The sequence below is a fragment of the Streptomyces sp. NPDC107471 genome, assembly GCF_055582845.1.
In genome coordinates, this window is the sequence record NZ_JBVJPC010000001.1 from 723345 (window position 1) to 748068 (window position 24724).

The following is a 24724-nucleotide window of genomic DNA, read 5'->3' on the forward strand; positions in this document are numbered from 1 at the left end:
CATGAGGGCCCTGCACATCATCACCGGCCTCGGAGTCGGCGGCGCCGAGCAGCAACTGCGGCTGCTGCTGCGCCACTTGCCCGTGGACTGCGAGGTCGTGACGCTCACCAACCCGGGCGCGGTCGCCGACGGGCTCGCCGCGGACGGGGTGCGGGTCACGCACCTCGGCATGGCCGGCAACCGCGACCTGGGCGCGCTGCCCCGGCTGGTCCGGCACATCCGCCGGGGCCGCTACGACCTCGTGCACACCCATCTCTACCGTGCCTGCGTGTACGGCCGGCTCGCCGCGCGCCTCGCGGGGGTCAGGGCGGTCGTGGCCACCGAACACTCCCTCGGCGACTCGCAGATGGAGGGGCGCCAGCTCACCTCGGGCGTCCGGGCGCTGTACCTGGCCAGCGAGCGGCTCGGCCGGTCCACCGTCGCCGTCTCCCCCACGGTCGCCGACCGGCTGCGCCGCTGGGGGGTGCCGGCCCCGCGGATCGAGGTCGTCCCGAACGGCATCGACCTGGCCCCCTTCCGCTTCGACCCGGCGCGGCGGCTGCGCACCCGCCAGCGGCTCGGACTGCCGGAGACGGCGTACGTCGTCGGCGGCATCGGCCGTCTCACGACGGCCAAGCGGTTCGACGTACTCATTCGCGCTATTGCCCAACTCCCGGACAACTATTGGCTGTTGCTGGTGGGCGGCGGGCCGGAGGAGCACGTCCTGCGGCGCACCGCGCACGCGGCGGGGGTGGCGGACCGGGTCCTGTTCACCGGCGAACGCCCCTGCGTGCCCGACGGCTCCCCGGGGCCCGACCTCCCCTCGCTCACCTCCGCGATGGACCTGCTCGCCTCGCCGTGCCCGGAGGAGGCGTTCGGCCTGGCCGTCGTGGAGGCCCTCGCCGCCGGACTGCCCGTGCGCTACGCCGCCTGCCCGGCGGTCGAGGACCTGCCCCCGCACTCCGCGCCGGGCGCACGCCGGGTGACCGGCGGCGGCCCCGACGCGTTCGCCCGGGCGCTGGCGGCGGCCCGCACCGAGGGCCCTTTGCCGCGCACCGCGCCCGACGCCGCCCACCACTACAGCATCGCCCGCAGCGCCGCGCTGCTCATGGACGTCTACGCGGCGGCCCACTCCTCGTCCCCGTCACCTCACGGAGTCAGCTCTTCATGACCGAGAATCCCACCGGCGCCCGCCGCCCGTACCGCGCCCTCACCCGCACGAGGTCGCTGCCGGCCTGGTCCCTGCTCGCGGCCGGTGTCCTCGCCGGCGGTCTACTCGGCGGCACGTACGGCCTGGTCAGGACGCCGACGTACACGGCCACCAGCTATGTGGTCGCCGTGCCGACCGAGCGGTCCGACTCGGCGACCGCGCTCGGCTTCGCACAGGCCTACGGCCGGGTCGCCACCCAGCTCGCGGTGCTCGGGGACGCGCAGGTGTGGGCTGGCGTGCCGGTTAAGACGCTGCGGTCGAGCGTGCAGACGGCGACCTCGCCGGACGCGCCGATGGTCGCGATCACGGCGACCTCCTCCCGCCCGGACCTGGCCGCCGACATGGCCAACGCCGTCTCGCGCGCGCTGACCCGGCACGCGAACGACTCGCAGGCCGACACCCACGTCGAGCTCAAGCAGTTCGCCCGCGCCGTCCGTCCCGGCGGGCCGTCCTCGGCGTCGCCCGAGGTGACGGGGCTGGTCGGGGCGAGCGCGGGCGGTCTGCTCGGCGGGCTGGTGCTGCTGGTCCGGCCCCGGCGGACCGTCACGGGCGAACCCGTACGGCCACCGTCCGTGCCGAGCCCGGCCACCGCCGCCGACGTCCACGGACAGCCGTGACGTACTCCGTGGAACTCGTCACCGACGACACCGCTTTCGCCGAACTCGCCCCCGACTGGGGCCGGTTGTACGGCAGGTGCGCGGCGGCGACCCCGTTCCAGAACCACGCCTGGCTGCACTCGTGGTGGCTGTCCTACGGCAGCCGCGGCAAGCTGCGCCTCCTGCTGGTCCGCGACGGCCGCGAACTCGTCGCCGCCGCCCCGCTGATGCGGGTGCGGCGTCCGGTGCCGACGCTCGTGCCGCTCGGCGGGGCGATCTCCGACTACGGGGACGTGCTGCTGGACGACGAGCGCGGCGAGGAGGCGGTGGCCGCCCTCACCGAGGGGCTCGCCGCGGCGGCCCGCACCGCGCTGATCGACCTCCGCGAGGTACGGCCGGGAGGCGCCGCCGAGCGGATCTACGACCGCTGGCACGGCCCGCGCCGCCGGGTGAGCGACTCGCTCTGCCTGGAGCTGCCCGCCGTGCCGATGGACGAACTGGTCGCCCGGCTGCCCTCGGCGAAGGCCCAGCGGGTGCGGGCCAAGCTGCGGAGGCTGACCGCGCTCGGCGTGCAACGTCAGGTGGTGCGGCCGGAGGAGGTCGACAGCGCGCTGCGGCGGCTGCTGGAGCTGCACCGGCTCCAGTGGCAGGGGCGGAAGGTGACCTCCGAGCATCTGCGGCCCCGGTTCTGCGACCACCTGGTGCGTTCGGTCGGACCGATGGTGCGGTCGGGGGACGCCGTGGTCACCGAGTTCCGGCTCGGCGAGGACGTGGTGGCCGTGGACCTGACACTGCTGTCGCACCGGCTGGCGGGCGGCTACCTGTACGGCGCCCACCCGAGGCTGCGGGAGAGCAAGGCGGACGTGGCGGTGATGCTGCTCGACGCGTGCGCCGAGCACACCCGGACCGGCGGGCGCGGCACCCTGAGCCTGCTGCGCGGCAACGAGCCCTACAAGCACCACTGGCGTCCCGAACCGGTCGTCAACCAGAGGCTGTTGCTGGCCCGGCGACGCACCGCGCCACTGCTGTCGGCGACGCTGTGCGACGTGGCCGCCCGGCGGCGGGGCAAGGAACTGCTGCGACGCTGGAGGGAGCGCGGTGGCGACGGGCCGTGACCGACCCGTCGCCGTCTCGGCGTCAGCGGCCGCGCGACCACCAGTCGAGGCGCACGCACAACTTCCCGCCGAGCCAGTACTCGACCCAGTCGCCGAGTTGCAGCGGCGAGCAGTTGGCCGGATTCACGGGCGTGGCCGGTGCGGTCGGGGTGACCGGTGCCGTGGGTGTCGTAGGTGTCGTGGGTGTCGGGGGTGTGGTCTCTCCGCCGGGCTTGGTCGGCTCCGGGGTCGGGGCGTCGGGGCGGCCGGAGAGCACGGACCGGTAGACCTGCGAGGACCGGGGGTTGTCGGCGCACTGCCAGACGCCGTGCGGGCAGTAGTCCGTCAGCGTGTTGTACAGCGGCTTGTGCGCGTCCATCCAGGCGAGCATGCCCCGCATGTACGCGGAGTTGTCACCGTTGCGGAAGAGCCCCCATTCCGGATAGGAGACGGGCTTCCCGTGCGCCTTCGCGAAGTCCACCTGGTGCTGGAGGCCGTACGGCTCCTTCACCTGCTCCTCGAAGGACAGTCCGCTCGGCTGGTCGTAGGAGTCCATTCCGATGATGTCGACCGTGTCGTCCCCGGGGTAGCACTCCGTCCAGGGGACGGCGTCCCGGCCGCGGCTCGGAGCGAAATCGAAGCGGAACTTCTGGCCCGGCACCGCGCGCATCGTGGTGACGATCCGCTTCCAGTACGTCTTCCACGTCTCCGGGTCGGGCCCGCAGCGGTGGGTGTACGTGGTGCCGTTCATCTCCCAGCCGAGGACGAGGACGGTGTCCGGCACCTTCAGCTCGACCAGTTGCTCGGCGAGCACCCGGAAGTGGCGGTCGAACTCGCCGGCGGCGCCCCGGCGCAGCAGCCGCCGCACCTCGGCGTCGGAGACGTTCTCCTCGTTGCGCTCCATCATCGGCACGTTGAGGACGAGCATCCGGTCGGCCTGCCGGGTGCGCCAGTCCGCCCACACGTCGAGGAAGCCGTACCGGCCCTCGATGTTGCTCCAGCGGTCGCCGGGCAGATAGGTGTGCCCGACGCGCAGCTCGGTACCGCCCAGCCAGTGACTGAGCTCGGCGATGCGGGCCACGCCGCGGGGGCCGTAGTCGAGGTAGGCGCCGAAGGCGGGGACGTTCTTCACCGGCGGGACCGGGACCGGCGGAACCGGCGTGACCGAGGGCACCGGCGGGGTGAGCGTCGGCGCCGGGACCGGCGGGGTGAGCGTGGGTGTCGGAGCGGGAGGATCGGCGACCCGCGCCGTCCCCGCGGCGAAGCCCGGACCCGAGGCCAGGACGACCGCCGCGGCGACCGCCGCCGTGGTGACCGCCAGTCGTCGGGAACGGGCTCCTCGCTGCTGTGAGGACATGCCTGCTCCTTTCTCTCCGATAACTGACACTCAGTCACATCAATATGACCAACGCCACCGCGGTTGCGGCTTTCGAGTGCACCGATGGCCCGCCCGAGTGAAACCACCCGAAGGAAATGCCCGTGTCGCTGCTCGACACCCGTGTCCCCGCCGTCCTGCTGCGGATCGACCGGAACCCCTTTCACCACGGAACACTGGGGGCCGTACGCTCACTCGGCCGGGCGGGGGTCCATGTCCACCTCGTCGCGGACTCCACCGGGAGTCCGGTCCGGGCATCCCGGTTCGTACGGCAGATCCACCCCCCGCCGCCACCCGGCGCCTCCCTCGGTGACATCGCCGTCGCCCTGCGCCGGATCGCGAACGGTGTCGCGCGCCCGGCCGTGCTGATCCCGATGGACGACGCGAGCGCCATCGCGGTGGGCCGACTGCGGGACGAACTGGCCCCCGCCTACCTGCTGCCCCAGCAGCCGGGCGCGCTGCCCGAACGCGTGGCCGACAAGGCGGAACTGACCGAGGTGTGCGCGGCGGCGGGCGTGCCCCATCCCGAGACGGTCCTCCCGGAGAGCGCGGAGCACGCCGTGCGCGCCGCCCGGGGACTCGGGCTCCCGGTGGTCGCCAAGTGGAGCCGCCCCTGGCTGCTGCCCGCCGGGTCCGGGCTGCGCAGCACGGTCGTGGTCCGCTCGGCGCAGGAGGCGCGGGACCTGTACCTGCGGACCGCGGAGGCCGGCAGCCGGCTGCTGCTGCAGGCGTTCCTGCCGCCCGGCCCCGACCGGGACTGGTTCTTCCACGGGTACGCCGACCGCTCCGGGGCCGTGTGCGCCGGCGGCCCCGGCGTGAAGACCCGGGCCTGGCCACGCGGCGCCGGGCTGACGGCGGTCGGCCGCTGGACACCCAACCCGCGGGTGCAGTTGCTCGCCGAGCAACTGGCGGGCGCGCTCGGCTACCGCGGCATCCTCGACCTCGACTTCCGTCGCTGCGGCGCGACCGGGCGCTATCACCTGCTCGACTTCAACCCGCGCCCCGGAGCGCAGTTCCGGCTCTTCACGGACAGCGCCGGGCTGGACGTCGTACGCGCCCTGCACCTCGACCTGACCCACCGTCCGCTGCCGGCCGGGGTGCCGCTGCCGGGGCGGGAGTTCGTGGTGGAGAACTACGCCCCGCTGACCGCGCTGCGGCCCGCCCCTCCCGCCGGCCGCGAACTGGCCTGGAACGCACGGGACGACCGGGGTCCCGGGCGGGCGCTGTGGGGGCTGTGGGCCCGCCGTGTGTCGGGCCGGCTGCTGGCGCGCGCCTCCGCCACCGCCCGCTCCACGGACTCGCCGCCCCCGGTCCTGTCCCCAGCCCTCCCACCGGACCTGCCCGACGCCCTGTCCCCCGACCTGTCATCCGAGCTGTCCTCCGAGCTGTCCTCCGAGCTGTCCGGCAACGTCTCCGACGGCGTCTGCGACGAGAAAGCGAGCAGTTGCTGATGTACGACCTGCTGGTGGTGGGCGCCGGGCCGTACGGCCTGTCCATCGCCTCCCACGCCGCGGCCGCCGGGCTCAGACTGCGCGTCCTCGGCCGGCCCATGGCGTCCTGGCGCGACCACATGCCCCGCGGCATGTTCCTCAAGTCGGAGCCCTGGGCCTCCAACCTCTCCGACCCGGCGGGGCGTTGGCAGCTCGACCGGTATTGCGCGGACCGGGGGACGGCGGCCCGGCACGGGGAGCCGATCCCCGTGGAGACCTTCGCCGAGTACGGCCTGTGGTTCGCACGCAACGCGGCGCCCGAGGTCGACGAACGCACGGTGACCCGGGTGGCCCCCTGCCCCGGCGGCTTCGAGGCGGTCACCGAGGACGGGCAGGTCCTGCACGCCCGCACCGTCGCCCTGGCGGTCGGTGTGCTCCCCTTCGTCGAGATCCCGCCCGCCCTGCGCGGTCTGCCCGCGTCCCTCGTCTCGCACAGCAGCCACCACAGCGACCTCTCCCGCTTCCGCGGCCGGGACGTGACCGTCGTCGGCGGCGGCCAGGCGGCCCTGGAGACCGCGGCCCTGCTCGCCGAACAGGGCACGCGGGTGCGGGTGTTGGTGCGCGCCGACCGCCTGTTCTGGAACGACGTCCCACCGCCGTGGGAACGGCCCTGGTGGCAGTCGGCGCGGGCCCCGCACAGCGGCCTGGGCTGCGGCTGGCGCAACTGGTTCTACGCCGAGCGCCCCGGCCTCTTCCACCGCCTCCCGGAGCCGACCCGGGCCCGCGTCGCGGCTACGGCACTCGGCCCGGCGGGCGCCTGGTGGGTGCGCGACCGCGTCGAGAGCGCGGTGGAGGTGCTGCCGGGGCACGAGGTGGCGGCGGCCCGGTCGGTGCGGGACGGAGCCGGGGTCAGGCTGGAGGTGGTGCACCGCGACGGCGGCGAGGGACCCGGTCTCCTGTCGGCCCTGGAGACCGACCACGTCGTCGCGGCCACGGGGTTCACGGCCACCTGTGACCGGCTGACCCTGCTCTCCCCCGATCTGCGCGCCGCCCTGGTGACGGGCTCGGCCGGTTCACCCCGGGTGACCTCGGCCTTCGAGTCCTCGCACGCGGGCCTCTTCCTGGCCGGCCTGATCACCGCACCGGGGTTCGGCCCGGCGATGCGGTTCGTGCACGGGGCGGCCTACACGGCGGGGACGTTGGTACGGGGCGTGCGGCACCGGCTGCGGGCCGGGGGCGTGGGCGCGGCGGTACCGGCGCCGGGGAGGCGGGGGCACAGCGGGGCGTCGGCGGGTGCACGCGGCTGACGCCGTCGGCCCCGGATGCCGGGCCGCGGGTGCCGGACGCTGACGGTCCGGCACCCGGCGCGCTAACGGCGGGAGGCGGCTCGGCCGCGGCGGTACAGGACGACTCCGCCCACGATCATCGCGGCACTGGCACCGGAAGCGGCCAGCATGGCCTCGGCACCGGTGTGCGGCAGCTCGGGCGGAGGCCTGTGGTGACCCCCGGGAGGCGTGTGCCCACCGGGCGGAGGGGTGTGCTCGCCACCGGGAGGCGGAGTGTGCCCACCGGGAGGCGGAGTGTGCTCGCCACCGGGCGGGGGCGTGTGCTCGCCACCGGGGGGAGGCGTGTGCCCACCGGGGGGAGGCGTGTGCTCCCCACCGGGAGGCGGGGTGTGGTCGCCGGGCGGAGGGGTGTGCTCCCCACCGGGAGGCGGAGTGTGGTCACCCGGCGGGGGCGTGTGATGGTCCCCGGGCGGGGGCGTGTGATGGTCCCCGGGCGGAGGCGTGTGCTCCCCACCGCCGGGAGGCGGCGTGTGCCCACCGGGCGGAGGCGTGTGGTCACCCGGCGGGGGCGTGTGGTGATCACCGGGCGGGGGCGTGTGATGGCCGCCGGGCGGGGGCGTGTGGTGGCCGCCCGGTGGAGGTGTGTGGTCGCCGTAGCCGCCGCCCCCCTCCTCGCCGGAGTCGTCCCCGTACCCGCCGTCCCCCTGGTGCCCGGAGTCGCCGTAACCCGGGCCGTCGTCGCCGTGACGCGGACCGCGGGCGTCGTGCCTGCCCGAACCCGGCTCGACGGCACAGGAGTTGGCGAAGGCCGGATTGAGTCCGGCGACCGCGTCGACGGAGTCGCCGCAGGCGTTGACCGGCACCTCGACGGGCGCCGCCACGCTGTCGCCGGACAGGACGCCGGGCGAATCCGTGGCGACCCCGCTGGTGTGCGTGTCGGCGAGGACAGGGCTGCTGCACAGGGACAGAATGCTTGTCGCGGCGGCGGCCGCGACCATTCCCCTACTCAGGGTCTGTCGCAATCTCGTTGTCTTCCTGCTTGTAGAAGTGGGAAAAGCCGGCCCCGGACGGCATCGAGCGGTCCAGGGCCGGCCAAGACAGCCGGTACGGCTGAGTCGTTACGCGATCAGTCGTTCACGCAGGCGTTGCCGAACGCGGGGTTCAGCGCACCGATGACGTTGATCGTGTTGCCGCACACGTTGATCGGCACGTGGATGGGCACCTGGACCACGTTGCCGGAGAGGACGCCCGGGGAACCGACAGCGGCACCCTGAGCTCCGGAGTCCGCGAAGGCCGGGGCGGCCACGCCGAAGGCCATGATCACGCCCGCGGCGACAGCGGCGGTCTTCTTCATGAGATTTCCCTTCTCTGCGGTCATGCCCCTTTGTCGGCGTGTGACCGAGCGAGCACAGACGGAACGGCTCGCGCCATGACCTGCAGGCTGTAGAACGAGGAATAGCCGTCGGAGAAACTACCGAACGCGTGGCGCGGGAGAATTCACTCGATTGCCCTGTGCCGTCACTCATTTCCCCCTCGACCGCACGGGAAAGGGGCACGCAAAAAACCGGACGGCCCGCAGACAATGCCGCGGGCCGCCCGGTCGGTCGGGTTCGCCTTAGTCCTCGGTGGCGGCCGACAGAACCGACAGGTCCTCGAGGACGTGCGACAGGGCGCCGTCCCGCTTGGACTGGGTGGAGTTGTCGCTGCACTGCTGGGTGAGCTGGTCCGACAGGATCGGGACGTCCTGGACGTTGACGATCTGCAGGACGCCGACGTTGGTGTCGCTCAGGCCGAGGCACGGCTTGTTGAGCGTGCCCTGGACCAGCGAGAGCTGGGGGCTCATGTCACCCTTGGTCGCCGAATTGCCGAACGACGACGTGGCGCCGTTACCGTTCTGCACGGTCGGTCCGTTGTCGTTGCCGATGGCAAGCGCCGTCGGAGCTGCCGCCACCGACATTCCGACGACAGAAGCGGCGGCCGCCGCGGCGGCCATTGCCTTCTTAAGCACTTCGCGTTCCTTTCCTCGTAGCGACACAATGCCCTACGGCCACATCAACCCGGCACGTGCGGAATGGTTGCGGGCGTTCACTCCTTTGGCCCTATCGGCGTCCTGGACGCCCGGCGGGGACCGGGTTCCGGCGGGGCTCCCGGGTGCTCCGCGCTATCGGCCGTCGGAGTGAACGGGAGAAACCTCCTCGCGGGCCCGCAGTTAGCCAGAACGCTCCGGTCCACGGGGCTTCCTCAGAAAGGACTGGCCAGTGATCAAGAAGATTGTTGCCACCGCGGCCATCGCCGCGTCCGCCGTGGGTGCCTCCGCCGCCGCGGCTCCGCAGGCACTCGCGATCGGCAACGACCAGGGACCGACCGCGGCGAACGGCAACGGCTCGTGGCAGAGCTTCGGCAACTCGAGCACCTACGGGAACATGAGCCCGCAGATGGCGCTGATCCAGGGTTCCTTCAACAAGCCCTGCATCGCCGTCAGCGACCTGCCCATCGGTGTGCTCCAGGTCGTCAACGTCCAGGACGTGCCGATCCTGTCGGACCAGCAGACCCAGCAGTGTGCGGAGAACTCCACCCAGGCCAAGCGGGACGGTGCGCTGGCCCACCTGCTGGAGGACGTGTCGATCCTGTCCACCGCCGAAGAGGCCGGTCGCTGATCCCGGTCCCCCGGTCAGGGCCGAAGGGGCCGCCGAGCATCTCGGCGGCCCCTTCGGCGTGTCAGCGCCGGTACAGCTCCTCGATCTCCTCCGCGTAGGCCGCCGTCACCACGTGCCGCTTGACCTTCAGGGACGGCGTGAGCATGCCGTTGTCCTCGGTGAACTCCCCCTCGACCAGCCGGAAGGCGCGGATCGACTCGGCGCGGGAGACGGCCGCGTTGGCGTGGTCGACGGCCTTCTGGATGTCGGCGCGCAGCCGTTCGTCCCCGACCAGTTCCGAGTGGGGGGTGTCGGCGGGCAGTCCCCGCACCGACAGCCAGTGGGTCATCGCCTCCGGGTCGAGGGTGACCAGGGCGGCGACGAAGGGGCGGTTGTCGCCGACGACCAGGCACTGGCCCACGGGGGCCTGGCTGCGCAGGCGGTCCTCCAGGACGGCCGGGGAGACGTTCTTGCCGCCGGAGGTGACGAGGAGGTCCTTCTTGCGGCCGGTGATGGTGAGATAGCCGTCCTCGTCCAGGGCGCCGAGGTCGCCGGTGGCGAACCACTCGTCCTTGAGGACCGCGTCGGTGGCCTCGGGGTTGTTCCAGTAGGCACCGAAGACGACCCCGCCCTTGATGAGGACCTCGCCGTCGTCGGCGATGCGGATCGCGGTGCCGGGAACGGGCTGTCCGACCGTGCCGGGGCGCGGGTCCAGGGGCGGGACGATGGTGGCGGCGGCGCTGGTCTCGGTGAGGCCGTAGCCCTCGTAGATGATGATCCCGGCCGCGGAGAAGAACAGGTTGAGCTCGCGGTCCAGGGGTGAGCCGCCGCTGATGGCGTAGCGCGTGCGGCCGCCGAGTTCCTTGCGGATACGGCGGTAGACCAGCAGGTCGTACAGGCCCCAGGCGGCGTAGAGGCCGAGGCCCGGGCCCTTGCCGCGGCCCAGGAACTTGTCCAGGTAGGCCGCGCCGAAGCGGACGCCGACGCGGTGGGCGCGGTCGAAGGAGGCGGCGCGGCCCATCCTCTCGGCGGTGGCGCGGCCGGTGGCGTGGATCTTCTCGAAGAGGTACGGCACGCCGACGAGGAAGGTCGGGCGGAACTCCTTGAGCGCGGGCCGCAGTTCGTCGGGCTTGATGCTGGGGCAGTGGCCGATCTCGATGCGGGCCATCAGGCAGGCGATCTGGAGGGTGCGGCCCATGATGTGGGCGAGCGGGAGGAACAGCAGGGTGGAGGCGGTCTGGTCGGTGACCTCCTTGAAGATCGGGTGGAGCAGCTCGACGGTGTTGGCGGCCTCGGCGTGCAGGTTGGCGTGGGTGAGGACGCAGCCCTTGGGGCGGCCGGTGGTGCCGGAGGTGTAGCAGACGGTGGCGATGGTGTCGGGGGTCAGGGCGGTACGGCGCTTGGTGACCTCCTCGTCGGGGACGTCGAGCCCCTTGGCCCTGAGGGCGGCCAGGTCGTGGCTGTCGATCCGGAAGTAGCGCACCAGGTCGGGCGAGGGCCGGCCGGCGGCGGTCGCGGTCCTCAGGTTGTCGTCGGTCTCCACGAAGAAGTGGCTGACTCCGGAGTCCCGGACGATCCACTCCACCTGCTGGGCCGAGGAGGTGGCGTAGACGGGGACCGTCCGGCCGCCGGCCGCCCAGATCGCGAAGTCCAGGACGGTCCACTCGTAGCGGGTGCGGGACATCACCGCGACCCGGCCGCCCGGTTCGAGTCCTTCGGCGATCAGCCCCTTGGCCACGGCGGTGACCTCGTCGGCGAACTGCCGGGCGGTGACCGGTCGCCAGCCCGTCTCGTCCCGGCGGTGCAGCACCACCGCGTCGGGGGCCTCGGCCGCGTTGGTGAAGGGGAGGTCGGCGATGCTGCCCGTGGTCGGGGGCGGGGCGAGGGGCGGTGTGCGGGCCTCGCGTACGACGCCGTTCTCGTCCTTGACGACCTCGACCCTGGTGCGGCCCGCCAGGTGTTTCGCCCTCTTCAGATCCCTGCGTACGCCCATGGTGGCTCCCCGGTCGGCTCCGACTGGGCCGCTAACTTACTCTGAAGTAAGAAAAGGTCAATGGGTCGGGAGTCAGTCCTCGAGGTCCCGGGCCCGGCGGATGGTGTCGGCCAGCCCGCGTACCGCGCTGTCCTCGGTGCGGTCCCCCAACTCGATCGCCCAGTCGGCGAGTTCACGCAGGGACGGCCGGCCCGGCAGGTGGTTGTCGCGGTAGGTCTCCCGGAGGGCGTCGGCGAAGTAGGCGGCCACCGCGTCGACCTGGAAGCGAGGGTTCGCCTCCCGCAGCGAGTCGTCGAAGGTCTCCAGGCCGGCCGACTCCTCGTGCGGGGCCCGGGTCTTCGGGTCCTGCCAGCGGACGGTGGCCGTGGCGAGGTGGCCGTCGGCGCCGGGCCGGGTGCGGACCGCGTAGAGCGCGGTGACGGTGTGGCCGGGGCCGACCTCGCCGCCGTCCACGCGGTCGTCGCGGAAGTCGTCGTCGGCGACGCGGCGGTTGTCGTAGCCGACGAGGCGGAAGGAGGCGACCGTCTCGGGGTCGAAGGCGACCTGGACCTTGGCGTCGCGGGCGGTCAGGTCGATGTTCTGCGGGAGCTGTTCGCAGAAGACCTTCTCGGCGTCGTCGCCGGAGACGTAGACGGTGTGGCCGTCGCCCTTGTCGGCGAGGCGTTCCATCAGGGCGTCGCCGTAGTCGCTGCCGACGCCGACGCCGAAAAGGGTGATGCCGTGCTCGCGGCGGGCGGAGTCGATGCGATCGAGGATCGCGTCGGCGTCGGTGTCACCGGTGTTGGCGAGGGCGTCGGAGATGAGGACGACCCGGTTGGTGGCGCCCTCGCGCAGGCCCTCGACGGCGGTCCCGTAGCCGGTCTCGACGCCCGCGCCGAGGTTGGTGGAGGACGTCGGTTCCAGGCTGTCGATCGCGTCGTGGACGCGGTCGCGGTGGTCGCCGAGGCGGGTCATCGGCAGGACCGTCTCGGCCTGGTCGCTGAAGGTGACGAGGGCGACCGAGTCGTCGTCGCGCAGCCGCTTCGTCATGGTGTCCAGGGAGCGCCGGGCGAGGTCGAGGCGACCGGGCTCGGCCATGGAGCCGGAGATGTCGATGACGAAGGTGAGGGCGGCGGGCGGGCGTTCCGCGTCCTCGGCTGCGCTCCTGGTGGCCAGGCCCACGCGGACCAGGGACCAGTCGTCGCGGTCGGTGCGGGCGCCGTCGACGGTGACCGTGAAGCCGTTGCCGTCGGGGCGGTCGTAGTCCTGGCGGAAGCTGTTGACGAACTCCTCGGGGCGGATCGTGGCGGGGTCGGGGCGGCGGCCCTCGGCGAGGGTGCGGCGGGCGTAGCCGTAGGAGGCGGTGTCGACGTCGAGGGCGAAGGTGGAGAGGTGGTCGGGGGACGGGGCGACGTAGTCGCCGCGGGACTCCCCGGAGTCCTGTTCGCCCTCGGGCTGCGCCGGGGCCGGGAAGCCCGAGTCGTACGAGCCGCCCCTCGCGCCGTCCGCGCTGCTCTTTCCCGCGTCGGCGCCCCCGCCGCAGCCGGTGAGCAGCAGGCCGCCCGCCACTGTGAGGGCGAGCATCACCTGTCGTGTCCGCTGTCGCTCCATCGTCCGTACCCCCTGGGCCTGTTGACGTCGGCTTCTGCGACTGTGACGGGCCGGGGGGCCGGAACGTGCGCGACGGAGCGTTGCGGATGGGTCTCGAAGGGGGCACGGAGAGGGCCTGTCGAGACCGGTGGGTGATCTTCCGTTGACCTAGGAGACCACGTCCTTGCGGGCGAAACCCCGGAAGGCCAGGGCGAACAGCACCAGGGCGAGCGTTATCGACAGGGAGGCGCCCTGGATCATGTCGGACCACTGCAAGGTGGGCCGTACGGCGTCCAGCCAGGCGTACTGCCAGTGCGCGGGGAGGAAGTCGCGCCAATCGCCGAGGGCCGTCACCTGGTCCAGCACATTGCCGACGATGGTCAGGCCGACCGCGCCGCCGACCGCGCCGAGCGGGGCGTCGGTGCGGGTCGAGAGCCAGAACGCGAGGGCCGCGGTGACGAGTTGGGAGACGAAGAGGTACGCCACCGTGATCAGCAGGCGCTGGGCCGCCGTGCCCGGCTCCAGTGCGCCGCCGGTGGGGAGCTGGAGCGGCCCCCAGCCGTAGGCGGCCGTGCCGACCGCGAGGGCGACCAGCGGGAGCAGCAGCATCGCGCCCAGGCTGAGGGCCAGGCCGACGACGAGCTTGGACCACAGCAGACGGGCCCTCGGCACCGGGGCCGCGAGCAGATAGCGCAGGGAGGACCAGCTCGCCTCGGAGGCGACCGTGTCCCCGCAGAACAGCGCGACCGGGACGACCAGCAGGAAGCCCGCGGAGGCGAAGAGGTTCACCGCGGCGAAGTTCGCCCCGGACACGGTCGCCGTGTCCATCAGGTTGACGCGGTTGTTGCCCGAGCCCGGTCCGCCGCCCAACTGGAAGGCGATCAGCAGGACGAAGGGCAGCGCGACGAGGATGCCGAACATGACGAGGGTGCGGCGGCGCTTCAACTGCCGTACCAGTTCGACCCGGACCGGCAGCGTACGGCCCGCGCGGTAGCCGTCGGCGACCTCCGCGCGCTCGGTCAGCGTGCTGCTCATGCGGAGTCTCCGATCAGGGTGAGGAAGGCGTCCTCCAGGCGGCGGTGGGGGCCCACCGACTCCACGGGGACCTCCAGCCGGACGAGTTCGGCGACCAGGCGGGCCGCACTGCCGTCGGCGGCGAGCCGGACGAGCAGGCCGCCCTCCGTCGCGGCCGCGGAGGCCACGCCGGGCAGGGCCGCGACCTTCTCGACGACGGGCTCCTCGACGGCCGCGGCCGTGCCGACCAGGAGCGTGTCGCCGGAGCCGACGATCTCGCCGACCGGACCCGCCTGGACCAGTTTGCCGTGGTCCATGACCACGAGGTGGGTGCAGGACTGCTCGACCTCCGAGAGGAGGTGGCTGGAGACGATGACCGTGCGCCCGGCGGCCGCGTACCGGATCATCACCTCGCGCATCTCGCGGATCTGCGGCGGGTCGAGGCCGTTGGTCGGTTCGTCGAGGATGAGCAGGTCCGGCAGGCCCAGCATGGCCTGGGCGATGGCCAGGCGCTGGCGCATGCCCTGGGAGTAGGTGCGGACCGCGCGGGACAGCGCGTCGCCGAGGCCGGCGATCTCCAGCGCCTCGTCCATGCGGGCGTCCTCGGGCGGGCGGCCGGTGGCCTGCCAGTACAGCTCCAGGTTCTCCCGGCCCGACAGGTGCGGGAGGAAGCCCGCGCCCTCGACGAAGGCGCCGACCCGGGAGAGCACGGGGGCGCCGGGGGCGATCGCGTGGCCGAAGACGCGGACCTCGCCGCCGTCCGGCCTGATCAGGCCCATCAGCATGCGCAGGGTGGTCGTCTTGCCCGCGCCGTTCGGCCCGAGCAGGCCGAGGACCTGGCCCTTCTCGACGCGGAAGGAGAGGTCGCGGACCGCGTACCGGTCGGCGGACCTGGCGTACCGCTTGCTCAGGTCGGTTATCTGCAGGGGGACTTCGGTCAGTTGCGGCTCGGGGGCCGCGGGGGCCGTCGTACGGCGGCGGCCCGTCACCACGAGGACCAGGGCGAGCACCGCGCCGGCCAGCGGCAGCCACCACACCCAGGCGGGCAGGGGGGCCTGGGTGTTCTTCTCGCCGAGGGGCTCCGGCACGTTCAGGTCGCTCTTCAGGGAGACGGTGTACGTCGCCGGGGCGGCCGGGGAGGCGTAGCCGAGGTCGGTGGAGGCGAGGACCAGGCGCAGTCGGTGGCCGTCGTCGATCTCGTGGTCGATCGCCGGGAGGGTGATCGTGACGTCCTTGCCGGCCTTGGCGCCCTGGATCCGGATCGGCTCGACGAGTTGGGAGGGCAGTGTCTGCTGTCCCCGGCCGCCCACGTCGTACAGCTTGGCGAACAGGACGGCGTCGTCGGTCGTCGACGTCACGTGGACGGTGACCGTGGGCGAGCCGGTGATCCGGAGGTCGTCCTCGACCGGGGCCGACTCGAAGGCGGCGTACTGGCCGGGGAAGTCGAGGGAGACGCCGACGCCGAGGGAGGAGAGCTGGGAGAGGCCGCCGCCGCCGAGGCCGGGCAGGGCCGAGACGGCGGGCGGGCTGGCGCCGGCCGGGTTGTCGAAGTCCTGTTCGCGGCCGGTCAGGGTGATCCGGTGGTCGTCGCCCTCCAGGCCCGGGTAGGTGTCGGCGGTGACGCCGGTCAGGCGGGTCTCGCCGTCGCCGGTGTCGGTGCCGAGGGTGCGGGTGACGCGGAAGGCGGTTCCGGTGCCGGCGGAGCCGTCGTCCTTGAGGTAGCGGTCGAACCAGTCGGCCACGCGGGCCCGGACCCGGTTCGTCTCCAGGTCGCCGCCGTCGTGGCCGCCCGCGATCCAGTCGACGTCCACGGGGGCGCCGTTGGCGCGGATCGCCTTCGCGGCGGCGTCGGCCTGGTCGAGGGGGAAGAGGGAGTCGGTCTGGCCCTGGACGAGGAGGGTGGGGACCTTGATGTCCCGGGCGACCGCCGAGGGTGAGCGCTCCTCCAGCATCCGCACGGCCTGCGCGTCCGGGACGCCGGACTGGGCGACCCGCTGGTACATCGCGCAGATCTGCGGCTCGAACTTCTCGCAGCCGCCCGCGGAGTTGACGAAGATGCCGGCCCACAGCTTCTTGAAGACGCCGTTCGGGAAGAGGGCGTCCGAGAGGTTCCAGTACGTGATCGACGGGGCGATCGCGTCCACGCGCCGGTCGTGTCCGGCGGCGAGGAGGGAGATCGCGCCGCCGTAGCTGGCGCCCGCCACGCCGACCCGGGGGTCGCCGGGCTTGTCGAGCCGCACCTGGGGCTGCTCGGCCAGCCAGTCGACGAGCCGGGAGACGTCGGCGACCTCGCCCTTCGGGTCGTTGAGGCCGACCTTGCCGGTCGACCTGCCGAAGCCGCGCGCCGACCAGGTCAGGACCGCGTAGCCGTCTCTGGCGAGGTCCTCGGCCTGTTGGCGTACGTCGTTCTTGCTGCCGCCGAAGCCGTGGCCGAGGAGGACCGCGGGGCGCCTTCCGGTGCCGTTCGTCGTGAAGTACGAGGTGTCGATGCGGACGCCGTCGATCGCCATGATCTGGTCCGCGCGGTGCACCGGGGGTGGGTCGTCAGAGGCGGCGGCCGTCCAGGTCCCGGCGGCGGCGAGCACGACGACGGAGGCCGCGGCGGCGATCCACCGCGGCCTCCGGAGGCGTCGAAGATCCATGCGTCAACGGTACGGGGTGAAACTGTCGGTCACTTGTCGACCGGGGGCTGAACTCCGGGCCATCCTGGGGGTGGACGGGGGTTCGTCGTGTACAGCGGGTGCGGTACGGCTACGGGGGTGGTGCGTCCTCTTCACGGCCGTCTGCGGGTTCGCTGTGGCTGGTCGCGCCCACGCGGCGGAGCCGCACATCGATACAGCCCCGCGCCCCTGGGCGGGTTCACTCGTCCGGAATCGAGACCAGCCACCTCGTGCCCCTGCGCGGGCGGAGATACAGGGCCCAGTAGAGGGTGGCCGCTGCCGTGATGCCGCCCGTCCACAGCAGGTACTCCGTCTCCTGCTGGGTCAGGATGTACGCCAGGACCGCGATCAGGAGGACCGGCATCGCGGGCCACAGGGGCATGCGCCAGGCCGGGGTGTGCTTGTGGTGGTCGCGGCGGGACAGCAGCGCGGCGATCGCGACGAGGAGGTACATGCCCGTCACCGAGACGCCGGTGACGCCGTACAGCGTGTCCAGGTTCACGAAGCACAGGGCCGCGCCCGGGATGCCGACCGCGAGGGTGGCGACCCAGGGGCTGCCGAAGCGGCCGAGCTTGGAGAAGACCGTGTTGACCGGGGCCGGCCAGGCCTTGTCCCGCGCCGAGGCGAACAGGACCCGGGAGTTCTGGATGACCATGACGATGCCGGCGTTGATGATCGCCAGGGCGACGCACAGGCTGACGAAGGTGCCGACCGCGGAGTTGGACCAGGCGGTGACCATGGTGCTGATGTCGCCGCCGGTGAGCGCGGTCAGGTCGGAGGCGCCCATGGTGATCGCGGCCACCGGGACCAGGATGATCACGGTGGAGATCGCGAGGGTGGCGAGGACCGTGCGGGCCACGTTGCGGCGCGGGTTCTCCAGTTCCTCGGAGAGGTAGACGGCCGTCGAGAAGCCCTGGGTGACGAAGAGGGCGATCGCGAGGCCGGAGACCACCAGCATGGCCGTCACCGTGTCCGTGCCGCCGTGCGCGTTCGCGACCTGCATCGACAGGAGGCTGCCCGGGCCGCGTTCGGCGTGGGTGAAGCCCAGGAGCGCCACCACCGCCGCCGCGATCACCTCGAGGACCAGGAAGATGCCCGTGATCCACGCGTTGGCGCGCAGGTCGAGGAGGCCGGCGAGGGTGGCCAGGAGCATGACTCCGGCGCCCGCCAGGGAGGGGTCCAGGTGGATCACGGGGGCCAGGTAGTCCGCCGTGCCCATCGCGATGACCGGCGGGACGATCATGACGACCAGGAGGGAGAGCACGAAGACGAGCCAGCCCGCGAGTCGTCCCGCCAGCGTCGAGACCATCGCGTACTCGCCGCCCGCGCTGGGGATGAGGGTGCCCAGCTCCGAGTAGCAGAACGCCACGGCGATGCAGAGGAGGGAGCCGATGGCGATGGTCAGGGCGGTGGCGGTGCCGAGTGAGCCGAAGAGGTCGGGGACGACCACGAAGAGCGTGGAGGCCGGGGTCACGCAGGACAGCGTCAGGAGGGTGCCGCCGACCACGCCTATGGAACGGTTGAGCTTGGCGTGGCCGTGCTCCAGCGCCTCTGGGACGGCGTTGTCGGCAGGGCGGAGGGTGTCGGTCATGGTGCTGCATGGAACCCCGACGAAAACCGACCCGTCAATAGATGACTTGCTGCGAAATCCGTAGTGAAGAACCGGTTGCGATGGCGGATTCAACAGTTTGCCGTGAAGAAATCCGCGATTTGGGGAGTACGGGAACCGCAGCGCGTGTGCGCAAAAAAACGGGGCCGTCCGCCATGCGGACGGCCCCGTCGGGGGTGCTCAGTGGTTGCGCGGGAAGCCCAGGTCCACGCCCGCCGGGGCGTCGGCCGGGTCGGGCCAGCGGGTGGTGACGACCTTGCCGCGGGTGTAGAAGTGCGTGCCGTCGTTGCCGTAGATGTGGTGGTCGCCGAAGAGGCTGTCCTTCCAGCCGCCGAAGGAGTGGTAGCCGACCGGGACCGGGATCGGGACGTTCACGCCGACCATGCCGGCCTCGACCTCCAACTGGAAGCGGCGGGCGGCGCCGCCGTCCCGGGTGAAGATCGCGGTGCCGTTGCCGAAGGGTGAGGCGTTGATCAGCGCCAGGCCCTCCTCGTAGGTGTCCACGCGCAGCACGGTCAGGACCGGGCCGAAGATCTCGTCCTGGTAGGCCTTGGCGCTGGTGGGGACCTTGTCGAGCAGGGAGATGCCGATCCAGTGGCCGTCCTCGAAGCCCGCCACGGTGTGCCCGGTGCCGTCCAGGACGACCTCGCAGCCCTCGGCGGCCGCGCCCTCGACGTAGGAGGCCACCTTGTCGCGGTGCACCTTCGTGATGAGCGGGCCCATCTCGGAGGCCGGGTCGTTGCCGGGGCCGATCCTGATCTTCTCGGCGCGCTCGCGGATCTTCTCGACCAGCGTGTCCCCGATGGCGCCGACGGCCACGACCGCGGAGATCGCCATGCAGCGCTCGCCGGCCGAGCCGTAGGCGGCGGAGACGGCCGCGTCGGCGGCCGCGTCCAGGTCCGCGTCCGGCAGGACCAGCATGTGGTTCTTGGCGCCGCCCAGGGCCTGCACGCGCTTGCCGTTGGCGGAGGCGGTGGTGTGGATGTAGCGGGCGATCGGGGTCGAGCCGACGAAGGAGACGGCCTTGACGTCCGGGTGCTCCAGGAGGCGGTCGACGGCCACCTTGTCACCCTGGACGACGTTGAAGACGCCGTCGGGCAGACCGGCCTCGGCCAGCAGCTCGGCGATCTTGAGGGAGGCCGACGGGTCCTTCTCCGAGGGCTTGAGCACGAAGGTGTTGCCGGTCGCGATGGCGATCGGGAACATCCACATCGGCACCATGGCCGGGAAGTTGAACGGCGTGATGCCCGCGACGACACCGAGCGGCTGGCGGATGGAGGAGACGTCCACCCGGCTGGCGACCTCGGTGGACAGCTCGCCCTTGAGCTGCACGGTGATCCCGCACGCCAGGTCCACGATCTCCAGACCGCGGGCGACCTCGCCGAGCGCGTCCGAGTGCACCTTGCCGTGCTCGGCGGTGATCAGCTCGGCGATCGCGTCCCGGTTCGCCTCGAGCAGCGCCCGGAACCGGAACAGGATGCTGGTCCGCTTGGCGAGCGAGGAGGTGCCCCAGGTCTGGAACGCGTCCTTCGCGGCGGCCACGGCGGCGTCGACCTCGTCGACCGAGGCGAACGCGACCTTCGTGGTGACCGCGCCGGTCGCCGGGTCGGTGACCGGCCCGTAGTTCCCCGACGCGCCTTCGACGGTCTTGCCGCCGATCCAGTGGTTGACGATCTTCGTCATGACCGAGTACTCCCTTTCACAGATGGCGGCGTCGGGTTGAGACGTGCCGTTCGTACAGCTCACGGGCCTTCACCGCGGACGCGCGCGTCGCGGTCTCGGCCACAGGAACATCCCACCAGGCCTGCGCCGGAGGCGCGCCCGACACTGTGTCTGCCGTTTCGGTCTCGACGTAGACACATGTGGGAGTGTCGGCGGCCCGCGCCTGTTCGAGGGCGGCGCGGAGGTCTCGTACGGTCTTCGCGCGCAGTACGCGCATACCGAGGCTGGCCGCGTTGGCGGCCAGGTCCACGGGCAGCGGGGCGCCCGTGTAGGTGCCGTCGTCGGATTGATAGCGGTACGCCGTGCCGAAGCGCTCGCCTCCGACCGTCTCGGACAGGCCCCCGATGGAGGCGTAGCCGTGGTTCTGGATCAGCAGGAGCTTGATCGCGACGCCCTCCTGCACGGCCGTGACGATCTCCGTCGGCATCATCAGGTAGGTGCCGTCGCCGACCAGCGCCCAGACGTTGCGGTCGGGAGCGGCCATCTTCACCCCGATCGCGGCCGGGATCTCGTAGCCCATGCAGGAGTAGCCGTACTCCAGGTGGTACTGGTCCCGGGACCGGGCACGCCACAGTTTGTGCAGGTCGCCGGGGAGGGAGCCGGCCGCGTTGATGATCACGTCGGACTCGTCGACGAGTGCGTCCAGGGCGCCGAGGACCTGCGGCTGGGTCGGCCTGACGTCGGGCTCGTCGGCCTCGTAGCAGGCGTCGACGCGCTGCTCCCAGCGCTCCTTGTCCAGGCTGTACTCGTCGACGTACCCGTCCTCGACGCGGTGGCCGTGCAGGGCTAGTGCCCCGGTGAGCTCCTGGAGGCCGCTGCGGGCGTCCGCGACCAGCGGGGTCCCGGCGAGCTTGTGGCCGTCGAAGGGCGCGATGTTGAGGTTGAGGAAGCGGACGCCGTCGCCCGCGAAGAGGGTGCCGGAGGCCGTCGTGAAGTCGGTGTAGCGGGTGCCGACGCCGATCACCAGGTCCGCCTGGCGGGCGAGCTCGTTGGCGGTGGCGGTGCCGGTGTGGCCGATGCCGCCGACGTCCTGGGGGTGGTCGTGGCGCAGGGAGCCCTTGCCGGCCTGGGTGGAGGCGACCGGGATGCCGGTGGCGCTCGCGAACTCGGCGAGGGCCTCCTCGGCGCGGCTGTGGTGGACCCCGCCGCCGGCGACGAGCAGGGGGCGGTGCGCCGACCTGATCGCGCCGACGGCCTCGGCCAGCTCGGCGGGGTCGGCGCCGGGACGCCGTACGGTCCAGGTGCGCTCGGCGAAGAACTCCTCCGGCCAGTCGTACGCCTCGGCCTGGACGTCCTGGGGCAGCGCGAGCGTCACGGCGCCCGTCTCCACGGGGTCGGTGAGGACCCGCATCGCCTGGAGGGCGGCCGGGATCAGGGCTTCCGGCCGGGTGACGCGGTCGAAGTACTTCGAGACGGGCCGCAGGCAGTCGTTGACCGAGATGTCACCGGCGTACGGCACTTCGAGCTGCTGGAGGACCGGGTCGGCGACGCGGGTGGCGAAGATGTCCCCGGGCAGGAGCAGGACCGGGAGGTGGTTGACGGTCGCGAGGGCCGCGCCCGTCACCAGGTTGGTCGCGCCGGGGCCGATCGACGTCGTCACCGCGTGGGTGGAGAGACGGTTCGACTGACGCGCGTAGCCCACCGCCGCGTGCACCATGGACTGTTCGTTGCGGCCCTGGTGGAAGGCCATCTCGTCGCCGTACTCGACCAGGGCCTGGCCGAGCCCGGCGACGTTGCCGTGGCCGAAGATGCCCCAGGTGGCGGAGATCAACCGCTGCCGTACCCCGTCGCGTTCGGTGTACTGGGCGGCCAGGAAGCGGACCAGCGCTTGCGCGACGGTCAGGCGGGTGGTCATCGGTACCCCTCCGTGTGGTCCGGGTGGAAGCAGATCCGCCACTCCCGCGTCGCACCCGGTCCCGCCATGACGTTGAGGTAGTACATGTCGTGGCCGGGCTGGGCGATGGACGGGCCGTGCCATCCGTCGGGGACGAGGACGGCGTCGCCGGAGCGGACCTCGGCGAGGACGTCGGATCCGCCCTCACGGGAGGGAGATACGCGCTGATAGCCGAAACCGTTCGGGCCGTCGATCTCGAAGTAGTAGATCTCCTCCAACTCGGCTTCCTCACCGGGCCGGTGCTCGTCGTGCTTGTGCGGCGGGTACGAGGACCAGTTGCCGCCGGGGGTGACGACCTCGACGGCGATGAGCTTGTCGCAGTCGAAGGCGTCGGCGGAGGCGAAGTTGCGCACGTGCCGCAACTGTGTGCCGCTGCCGCGCTCCTCGACGGGGACCTCCGGCGCGGGGCCGTAGCGGGCGGGGAGTCGTCGCTCGCACTTCGCTCCTGCCAGGGCGAAGCGGCCTCCCGCGCCGGAGGCGATCGATGCCTGGGCGTCCCGGGGCACGTACGCGAAGTCCGAGACTCCGGCGAACACGCTTTCCCGGCCCAGGAGTTGGAACTCTTCGGTACCAACGTGGACGGTACAGCCGCCTTCCAGCGGAAGCACGATCCACTCGCTGTCACCGGAGGTGAAGGTGTGGGTGCCCCCGGGTGCCAGTTCGACGATCCGCAGGCTGCTGTGGGTCCAGCCGGCCCGCTTGGGGTCGATGTCCACCGCGTACTGGGCGTTGGTGGAGGCACCCTTGGGGACGTACAGCTCGGTCTGTGTCATGCGGCGGCCCTCACAGCAGTCCTACGGCGGTGTCCACGGCGGCGGCCACGTCGCCGTCCGCCGGGTACAGCAAGGAGCGCCCGACCACGAGGCCGCGCACGGTGGGGAGTTGGAGGGCGCCGCGCCACTTCTCGTACGCGCCGTCCTGGTCGTCTCCGACCTCGCCGCCGAGCAGCACGGCGGGCAGCGTGGAGGCGGCCATGACCTCGCCCATGTCGTCGGGGTTGTCGCAGACCGGGACCTTGAGCCAGGTGTAGGCCGAACTGCCGCCCAGGCCCGAGGCGATGGCGATGGACTTGGTGACGGCCTCGGCGGACAGGTCGTTCCTGACCTTGCCCTCGGTGGTGCGGCCGCTGATGAACGGCTCGACGAAGACGGGCAGCCTGCGTGCGGCCATGTCGTCGATGGCGCGGGCCGTGGACTCCATGGTGGCCAGGGAGCCCGGGTCGGCGTAGTCGATGCGCAGGAGCAGCTTGCCGGCGTCGAAGCCGAGCCGCGCGATGTCCTCGGGGCGGTGGCCGGTGAAGCGGTCGTCGAGCTCGAAGCTGGCGCCCTGGAGGCCGCCGCGGTTCATGGAGCCCATGACGACCTTGCCGTCCAGGGCGCCGAGGAGGAGCAGGTCGTCCAGGATGTCGGCGGTGGCGAGGACGCCGTCGACGCCGGGGCGGGAGAGCGCGAGGCAGAGGCGTTCGAGCAGGTCGGCGCGGTTGGCCATGGCCATGCGGTTGCCGCCGACGCCGAGCGCGCCCCGGGCGGGGTGGTCGGCGGCGACGATCATCAGCCGGCCGTGGTCGTTGAGGAGCGGACGCCGGGGGCGGCGGGCGGCGGCCTCGGCGATCGCCTCGGGGCGTTCGGCGCGCAGCCGTACGAGTTCGGTGATGTCGACGCTCACTTGACCGCTCCCGCCGCGACCGCGTCCTCGATCTCGTCGACCGTGGGCATCGCGGAACTGCACTCCAGTCGGGAGGCGACGATGGCGCCCGCCGCGTTGGCGTGGCGCATGATCTTCTCCAGGTCCCAGCCGGCGAGCAGGCCGTGGCAGAGGGAGCCGCCGAAGGCGTCCCCGGCGCCGAGACCGTTGAGGACGTTCACGGGCAGGGGCGGGACCTCCGCCTCGTTGCCCTTGTCGTCGACGGCGAGGACACCCTTGGGGCCCTGCTTGACGACCGCCAGCTCGACCCCGGCGTCCAGCAGCGCCTGGGCCGCCTCGCGGGGTTTGCGCACCCCGGTCGCGACCTCGACCTCGTCGAGGTTGCCGACGGCGACGGTGGTGTGGCGCAGGGCCTCCTCGTAGAAGGGGCGGGCGGTGTCCGGGTCCTTCCAGAACATCGGGCGCCAGTCCAGGTCGAAGACGGTGGCGCCCGCCCTGGCCCGGTGGGCGAGGGCCGCCAGGGTCGCCGTCCGGCTGGGCTCCTCGCTCAGGCCGGTGCCGGTGACCCAGAAGATGCTCGCCTCGCGGATCGCGTCGAGGTCCAGCTCGTGGGCGTCGATCTCCAGGTCGGGGGCCTTGGGCTGCCGGTAGAAGTAGAGCGGGAAGTCGTCCGGCGGGAAGACCTCGCAGAAGGTGACGGGGGTCGGCAGTCCCGGGACCGGGGTGACCCAGCGGTCGTCGACGCCGAAGCCCTGGAGGGCCTCGTGCAGATAGGTGCCGAAGGGGTCGTCGCCGGTGCGGGTGATCACCGCGGTCCGCCGTCCCAGGCGGGAGGCGGCGACCGCGACGTTCGTCGCCGAGCCCCCGAGGAACTTGCCGAAGGACGTCACCTGCGGCAGCGGGACACCGGTCTGGAGTGGATACAGGTCCACACCGATCCGCCCCATGGTGATCAGGTCGTACGCCATCGGCTTCCCTTCGTACCTGCGTCGGCTCTCCCGGCGTTTGTAGCC

20 protein-coding genes are annotated in these 24724 nt (G+C 72.4%); 6 read left to right on the plus strand and 14 right to left on the minus strand.

The features are described from left to right. Window position 1: 1 nt before the first annotated feature. From ACZ66S_RS03200 to ACZ66S_RS03210, 3 genes are read left to right on the plus strand one after another with little or no spacing between them, the layout of a single operon-like run. Window positions 2-1150: a glycosyltransferase gene (locus ACZ66S_RS03200; protein WP_469899260.1), complete on the plus strand. Its 1149-nt coding sequence runs from the start codon at window positions 2-4 to the stop codon at window positions 1148-1150. Next, window positions 1147-1806: a YveK family protein gene (locus tag ACZ66S_RS03205; RefSeq protein WP_469899262.1), complete on the plus strand. Its 660-nt coding sequence runs from the start codon at window positions 1147-1149 to the stop codon at window positions 1804-1806. Before ACZ66S_RS03200 ends, ACZ66S_RS03205 begins: the two co-directional genes overlap by 4 nt. Beyond that, a complete protein-coding gene (locus ACZ66S_RS03210; RefSeq protein WP_469899264.1) occupies window positions 1803-2900 on the plus strand; it encodes a GNAT family N-acetyltransferase in 1098 nt (365 codons plus the stop codon). The genes ACZ66S_RS03205 and ACZ66S_RS03210 overlap by 4 nt, the downstream gene beginning before the upstream one ends. Window positions 2901-2922: 22 nt before the next feature. On the opposite strand, the gene ACZ66S_RS03215 is transcribed toward ACZ66S_RS03210, so the two are convergent. After that, on the minus strand, window positions 2923-4236 hold the full coding sequence (locus ACZ66S_RS03215; protein ID WP_469899266.1) for a glycoside hydrolase family 26 protein: 1314 nt from the start codon (window positions 4234-4236) through the stop codon (window positions 2923-2925). Between the two features lie 122 nt (window positions 4237-4358). Here ACZ66S_RS03215 and ACZ66S_RS03220 point away from each other — a divergent pair, with 122 nt between their 5' ends. Further along, the gene (locus ACZ66S_RS03220) at window positions 4359-5705 is read left to right on the plus strand and encodes a carboxylate--amine ligase (protein ID WP_469899267.1); all 1347 of its coding nucleotides are present in this window, start codon (window positions 4359-4361) and stop codon (window positions 5703-5705) included. Next, on the plus strand, window positions 5705-6991 hold the full coding sequence (locus ACZ66S_RS03225) for an NAD(P)-binding domain-containing protein (RefSeq protein ID WP_469899269.1): 1287 nt from the start codon (window positions 5705-5707) through the stop codon (window positions 6989-6991). The genes ACZ66S_RS03220 and ACZ66S_RS03225 overlap by 1 nt, the downstream gene beginning before the upstream one ends. Before the next feature lie 62 nt (window positions 6992-7053). Here ACZ66S_RS03225 and ACZ66S_RS03230 read toward each other — a convergent pair whose 3' ends face one another. The 3 genes from ACZ66S_RS03230 to ACZ66S_RS03240 form a co-directional block, all read right to left on the minus strand. Continuing rightward, window positions 7054-7968: a chaplin family protein gene (locus ACZ66S_RS03230; RefSeq protein ID WP_469899271.1), complete on the minus strand. Its 915-nt coding sequence runs from the start codon at window positions 7966-7968 to the stop codon at window positions 7054-7056. 128 nt (window positions 7969-8096) lie between these two features. Further along, a complete protein-coding gene (locus tag ACZ66S_RS03235; protein WP_053849904.1) occupies window positions 8097-8324 on the minus strand; it encodes a chaplin in 228 nt (75 codons plus the stop codon). A gap of 261 nt (window positions 8325-8585) precedes the next feature. Next, on the minus strand, window positions 8586-8978 hold the full coding sequence (locus ACZ66S_RS03240) for a rodlin (protein WP_280851401.1): 393 nt from the start codon (window positions 8976-8978) through the stop codon (window positions 8586-8588). 250 nt (window positions 8979-9228) lie between these two features. On the opposite strand from ACZ66S_RS03240, the gene ACZ66S_RS03245 reads away from it, so the two are divergent. Beyond that, complete coding sequence (locus ACZ66S_RS03245; RefSeq protein ID WP_469899273.1) at window positions 9229-9627, plus strand: rodlin; 399 nt, start codon at window positions 9229-9231, stop codon at window positions 9625-9627. 61 nt (window positions 9628-9688) lie between these two features. On the opposite strand, the gene ACZ66S_RS03250 is transcribed toward ACZ66S_RS03245, so the two are convergent. From ACZ66S_RS03250 to iolC, 10 genes are all read right to left on the minus strand, one after another. Continuing rightward, window positions 9689-11599 (minus strand): AMP-dependent synthetase/ligase, encoded by a 1911-nt coding sequence (locus ACZ66S_RS03250; protein ID WP_469899275.1) that lies wholly within the window; start codon window positions 11597-11599, stop codon window positions 9689-9691. Window positions 11600-11671: 72 nt separating this feature from the next. Next, complete coding sequence (locus ACZ66S_RS03255; protein ID WP_469899277.1) at window positions 11672-13162, minus strand: vWA domain-containing protein; 1491 nt, start codon at window positions 13160-13162, stop codon at window positions 11672-11674. Window positions 13163-13336: 174 nt separating this feature from the next. Next, window positions 13337-14203, minus strand: a complete 867-nt coding sequence (locus ACZ66S_RS03260) for an ABC transporter permease (protein ID WP_469899278.1) — start codon at window positions 14201-14203, stop codon at window positions 13337-13339. Further along, on the minus strand, window positions 14200-16824 hold the full coding sequence (locus tag ACZ66S_RS03265) for a CocE/NonD family hydrolase (protein WP_469899279.1): 2625 nt from the start codon (window positions 16822-16824) through the stop codon (window positions 14200-14202). Before ACZ66S_RS03265 ends, ACZ66S_RS03260 begins: the two co-directional genes overlap by 4 nt. Before the next feature lie 217 nt (window positions 16825-17041). Beyond that, window positions 17042-18433: an APC family permease gene (locus ACZ66S_RS03270; RefSeq protein ID WP_469899280.1), complete on the minus strand. Its 1392-nt coding sequence runs from the start codon at window positions 18431-18433 to the stop codon at window positions 17042-17044. A gap of 198 nt (window positions 18434-18631) precedes the next feature. Further along, a complete protein-coding gene (mmsA, locus tag ACZ66S_RS03275; RefSeq protein WP_469899282.1) occupies window positions 18632-20134 on the minus strand; it encodes a CoA-acylating methylmalonate-semialdehyde dehydrogenase in 1503 nt (500 codons plus the stop codon). Between the two features lie 16 nt (window positions 20135-20150). Then, on the minus strand, window positions 20151-22028 hold the full coding sequence (gene iolD / locus ACZ66S_RS03280; protein WP_469899283.1) for a 3D-(3,5/4)-trihydroxycyclohexane-1,2-dione acylhydrolase (decyclizing): 1878 nt from the start codon (window positions 22026-22028) through the stop codon (window positions 20151-20153). Further along, window positions 22025-22840: a 5-deoxy-glucuronate isomerase gene (gene iolB, locus ACZ66S_RS03285; RefSeq protein WP_469899284.1), complete on the minus strand. Its 816-nt coding sequence runs from the start codon at window positions 22838-22840 to the stop codon at window positions 22025-22027. Before iolB ends, iolD begins: the two co-directional genes overlap by 4 nt. A 10-nt stretch (window positions 22841-22850) precedes the next feature. Continuing rightward, window positions 22851-23732 (minus strand): Cgl0159 family (beta/alpha)8-fold protein, encoded by an 882-nt coding sequence (locus ACZ66S_RS03290; protein ID WP_469899285.1) that lies wholly within the window; start codon window positions 23730-23732, stop codon window positions 22851-22853. Further along, complete coding sequence (gene iolC / locus ACZ66S_RS03295; protein WP_469899286.1) at window positions 23729-24679, minus strand: 5-dehydro-2-deoxygluconokinase; 951 nt, start codon at window positions 24677-24679, stop codon at window positions 23729-23731. The genes ACZ66S_RS03290 and iolC overlap by 4 nt, the downstream gene beginning before the upstream one ends. Between the last annotated feature and the right edge of the window lie 45 nt (window positions 24680-24724).

Excerpts from the sequence above, each read along its gene's own strand:
- ACZ66S_RS03200 (WP_469899260.1), top strand. The coding sequence starts at position 2 with ATGAGGGCCCTGCACATCATCACCGGCCTCGGAGTCGGCGGCGCCGAG.
- ACZ66S_RS03205 (WP_469899262.1), top strand. The coding sequence starts at position 1,147 with ATGACCGAGAATCCCACCGGCGCCCGCCGCCCGTACCGCGCCCTCACC.
- ACZ66S_RS03215 (WP_469899266.1), bottom strand. The coding sequence starts at position 4,236 with ATGTCCTCACAGCAGCGAGGAGCCCGTTCCCGACGACTGGCGGTCACC.
- ACZ66S_RS03225 (WP_469899269.1), top strand. The coding sequence starts at position 5,705 with ATGTACGACCTGCTGGTGGTGGGCGCCGGGCCGTACGGCCTGTCCATC.
- ACZ66S_RS03230 (WP_469899271.1), bottom strand. The coding sequence starts at position 7,968 with ATGGTCGCGGCCGCCGCCGCGACAAGCATTCTGTCCCTGTGCAGCAGC.
- ACZ66S_RS03235 (WP_053849904.1), bottom strand. The coding sequence starts at position 8,324 with ATGAAGAAGACCGCCGCTGTCGCCGCGGGCGTGATCATGGCCTTCGGC.
- ACZ66S_RS03250 (WP_469899275.1), bottom strand. The coding sequence starts at position 11,599 with ATGGGCGTACGCAGGGATCTGAAGAGGGCGAAACACCTGGCGGGCCGC.
- ACZ66S_RS03255 (WP_469899277.1), bottom strand. The coding sequence starts at position 13,162 with ATGCTCGCCCTCACAGTGGCGGGCGGCCTGCTGCTCACCGGCTGCGGC.
- ACZ66S_RS03260 (WP_469899278.1), bottom strand. The coding sequence starts at position 14,203 with ATGAGCAGCACGCTGACCGAGCGCGCGGAGGTCGCCGACGGCTACCGC.
- ACZ66S_RS03265 (WP_469899279.1), bottom strand. The coding sequence starts at position 16,824 with ATGGATCTTCGACGCCTCCGGAGGCCGCGGTGGATCGCCGCCGCGGCC.
- ACZ66S_RS03270 (WP_469899280.1), bottom strand. The coding sequence starts at position 18,433 with ATGACCGACACCCTCCGCCCTGCCGACAACGCCGTCCCAGAGGCGCTG.
- mmsA (WP_469899282.1), bottom strand. The coding sequence starts at position 20,134 with ATGACGAAGATCGTCAACCACTGGATCGGCGGCAAGACCGTCGAAGGC.
- iolD (WP_469899283.1), bottom strand. The coding sequence starts at position 22,028 with ATGACCACCCGCCTGACCGTCGCGCAAGCGCTGGTCCGCTTCCTGGCC.
- iolB (WP_469899284.1), bottom strand. The coding sequence starts at position 22,840 with ATGACACAGACCGAGCTGTACGTCCCCAAGGGTGCCTCCACCAACGCC.
- iolC (WP_469899286.1), bottom strand. The coding sequence starts at position 24,679 with ATGGCGTACGACCTGATCACCATGGGGCGGATCGGTGTGGACCTGTAT.